This is a genomic window from Synechococcus sp. W60.3, assembly GCF_047502615.1.
GTDB lineage: Bacteria > Cyanobacteriota > Cyanobacteriia > Thermostichales > Thermostichaceae > Thermostichus.
In genome coordinates this window covers 1-3,529 of the sequence record NZ_JANSHJ010000064.1, presented here as the reverse complement: position 1 = coordinate 3,529, position 3,529 = coordinate 1, and the positions used below count along the sequence as shown (strand labels likewise).

The 3,529-nt window shown below is 57.2% G+C and carries 2 protein-coding genes; one reads left to right on the top strand and one right to left on the bottom strand.

What is annotated here, in order from left to right; all coding sequences use genetic code 11:
* Positions 1-198: 198 nt before the first annotated feature.
* The gene (pcrA, locus tag NW846_RS12370) at positions 199-2,544 is read right to left on the bottom strand and encodes a DNA helicase PcrA (protein WP_414348477.1); all 2,346 of its coding nucleotides are present in this window, start codon (positions 2,542-2,544) and stop codon (positions 199-201) included.
* A gap of 132 nt (positions 2,545-2,676) precedes the next feature.
* Here pcrA and NW846_RS12365 point away from each other — a divergent pair, with 132 nt between their 5' ends.
* On the top strand, positions 2,677-3,306 hold the full coding sequence (locus tag NW846_RS12365; RefSeq protein WP_414348474.1) for a hypothetical protein: 630 nt from the start codon (positions 2,677-2,679) through the stop codon (positions 3,304-3,306).
* Positions 3,307-3,529 lie beyond the last annotated feature (223 nt).

Sequence of the window (3,529 nt, the reverse complement as noted above, 5' to 3'; positions counted from 1 at the left end):
GGCGCTTTGACAACGCCGTTACGGGTTCTTTTGTGGACTGCGTAAGAATCCCCTGGGTGGGAGTGTCAAGACAAAAGGGATCCCTGCCAAGCCGCCTTATTCCAAGCAAGTTCTGGGCGAGATCAAGGCACCTACAAAAAAGGATGAGACCCATACCGCTACGCCATCCATCTCCAAAGCGGTTTCGAGCCCAGCCAGCTAGCTGAGCTTTTGAATGGGCGCGATGCGGGGATCCAAGATTTTCTGCTGGCCGATGGCGGGAAACCTCACCGCCAGGGTGATCCGTTCGCCGCTGCCGAACACGTGGGTAATTTGCCCCTGTCCGAATTGGGGATGTTGCAGGCGATCCCCAACGGCCCACTGGGAGGAACGGCCTTGGCGGCGAGCAGCCTTTGCTTTGGGCGTGGCCGCAGCCGTGTTGTCGGCGGAGAACGAAAGCCCCCTGCCTTTTTCCCATTGGATCAGCTCTTGGGGCAGCTCACTCAAAAATAGGGAAGGGATGGCGGGCTCGCGGTTGCCGTAGAGCCGCCGCTCGCTGGCGTGGCAGACAAACAATTGCTCGCGGGCGCGGGTGATGCCCACGTAGCAGAGGCGCCGTTCTTCTTCCAGCGCGGCAGGATCCTCCAAAGCGCGAAAATTGGGAAACAGGCCTTGTTCCAACCCCACCAAAAACACCACCGGGAACTCCAGCCCTTTGGAAGCATGCAACGTCATTAGCGAAACTTTCTCAGCTCCCTCCTGAAGGGTGTCCAAATCGGAAGCTAAAGACACATTGCTCAAGAAAGCCTCGAGGCTGGGATCCTCCTGTTCTTCTCCAAATTGGCGGGCGGCATTGTAGAGTTCCATCACGTTGGCGATCCTTTCCTCGGCCTCTTCTGTGCCCTGGGCCTTGAGATCTTCCAGATAGCCGCAATCCCGCAGCAGCCCCTCCAGAAGGGCGGCAGCCGAAACCTGGGCCATCTGTCTGTGCCAATGCTGGATAAGCTGGGCAAACTGGAGAACCGGCTTGGCCGAACGCCCCAGCAGGTTGGTAACAGAGGCCTCGTCGCTGAGGATAGTCCACAGGGGCACATTTAAGGCAGCCGCCGCTTCGCTTAGCTTGTCCAGAGTGGACTTGCCGATGCCCCGCCGCGGCACATTGATAATGCGCAACAAGCTAAAAGAATCGGCAGGGTTGAGCACAACCCGCAAATAGGCCAGCACATCCTTAATCTCTTTGCGATCGTAAAATCGCAGCCCCCCCACCACCGTGTAAGGGATCCCCCACCGCAGCAAAACCTCTTCAAAAGGGCGAGATTGGGCATTGGTGCGGTAGAGAATGGCAAAATCTCCCCAGGAAGAGTTGGGATTTTGGCTGTGTAATCGCCGGATGGTATTGACCACAAACTCGGCCTCGGCCATTTCGTCCTCCGCCTGGTAGCAAACGATGGGATGGCCGGGGGGGCGAGTTGGCCGGAGAATTTTATCGATGCGCTCGGTGTTTTTCTCAATCAGGACGTTAGCCGCCTGCAAAATCGTGGCGGTGGAGCGATAGTTTTCTTCCAATTTGATCAGGGTGCGGGTATCGTCGTCCGGCAGGCCATCGCCAAAGGTCTCTTGAAACTCCAGCAAAATGGTGAAATCGGCCCCCCGAAAGCGATAGATGCTTTGATCTGCATCGCCCACCACAAAGAGGGAGCGATTGGTCCAGTCCCACTCGGAGCGGCGGGTCTCGCCGTTGGTGGCCAGGAGCCGGATCAGCTCGTACTGGGTGCGGTTGGTATCTTGGTATTCGTCCACCAAGATGTGCCGAAAGCGCTGGTGCCAGTAGGCCAAAACCTGCTCATTTTGGCGGAAAAGTTGCACCGGGATCCAAATTAAGTTGTCGAAATCGAGGGCATTATTGGCCGCCAGTTGATCTTCGTAGAGCTCGTAAACCTGAGCCAGGATGCGACCTCGGAAATTGGGCTGGTGGCGCTCCAGATCGGCAGGGGTCCAACCTTGATTTTTGGCATTGCTAATGGCATAGCGCACCGATCTTGGATCGAACTTGCGCTCATCTAAGTTGAGTTGCTTAGTTACAATCTCTTTAACCAGGGATTGGGCGTCCGATTCATCGAAAATCGAGAAGTTGCGAGTCCACTTTCGTCCCTTGGGATCCTGATATTTTTCGATCTCCAGGCGCAGGATCTGGGCAAACAAGCTGTGAAACGTGCCGATCCAAAGGGGTTTGATCCAACGGTGGTAGACCGCCGATTTCAGCCGCGTCGCCTGGGCCGGCTCCAATTGCGCCAAGGGGATCCCGAATTGCTCCTGGGCCTCTTGCTCGGCAAAGAGCCGTTCGATGCGCTCTTTCATTTCGCGGGCGGCCTTGTTGGTAAAGGTCACGGCCAAAATCTCCTCCGGATCCACCCGGTAGTGGCGGATGAGGTGGGCGATGCGATAGGCGAGGGTGCGCGTCTTGCCGGAACCTGCCCCCGCCACCACCAGCAAAGGGCCACAAAAATGGTGCACCGCTTGCCGTTGAGCAGGGTTGAGGGCATCCAACAAACAGGCGTGAGTCATAGTCGGCAAAGCAGAAACTGCTTTCCATTATGGGCGCCAACCCAATGGGGACGAGAAGCCAAAGGGCATTCTGGAGCGCCAAAGATGAAGATCGGTTAAGATTTGGCCGGCCCACCTCCAGAACTCCCCGCCATGAACCGAGGACTGTCCTGCTGCTGTGCCCTGGCTAACCGCAGCCGGATTTGCTTTCAAAAGAGACGGATTGCTCTAGGGTTTGCCACCCTTGCCCTGCTTTGTCCCAGCCTGTTTGATCCTGTTCAAGCCGGCAACTGCCCCAGCAACGGCAACCCCCAAGCCTCGCTTGACCTCAAGCTGGAAAGCGTTGCTGGGGATCAGCTCGACTTAAGTCGGTACGACGGCCTTCAAGCGCTGATCTTGACCAACAGCCAAACCCGCTCCCAATCGGAGGCCCTCTCCAAAAGTTTGGCCCTCGAGTTTGGGCAAAACCCTCGCCTGCGCCAGATCGTGCTGGTTGATGGCAGAGGGCTGCTGCTGGTGCGCAACCTGGTTTTGCAGGTTATTCGCGAGAGCGTGCCCACAGATCCGCGCTTGGTTTCTCCCTTTGTCCATGTCTCTGTCGATTTCGAGGGATCCACCATCCAGAAGCTGCAGGAGGTGGCCGCCGAAGCCTTGCCGGGGATCGATTTTCGCCGCCAGGCCGCCTTGCTGCTTTTGGACGAGCAAGGCACCCTCTTGAGCGGGTTCGCCAACCTGGACCAGTCCAACCTCAGCATTCGTCAGTGCATTCGCACGCACATTTGATTGCCTTGGATCCCGCTTTTTTCGCTGCTTCCTCCCCAACCGCTAAACTGGTTCTAGCGAAGTCATGTGCCAACTTAAGAGCAAGCCCGTCAAGGGGCTTGGTGCCGGGATCCCATGCGTCGCCAGCTCAAGATCTTAAACCAAATCCTCGACTACAAGCTGGCCGATTTGCGGCTGTTTGGCCGAGCCGAGCTGAAGGGGCCTGTTCTCAACGTGCTGCTGG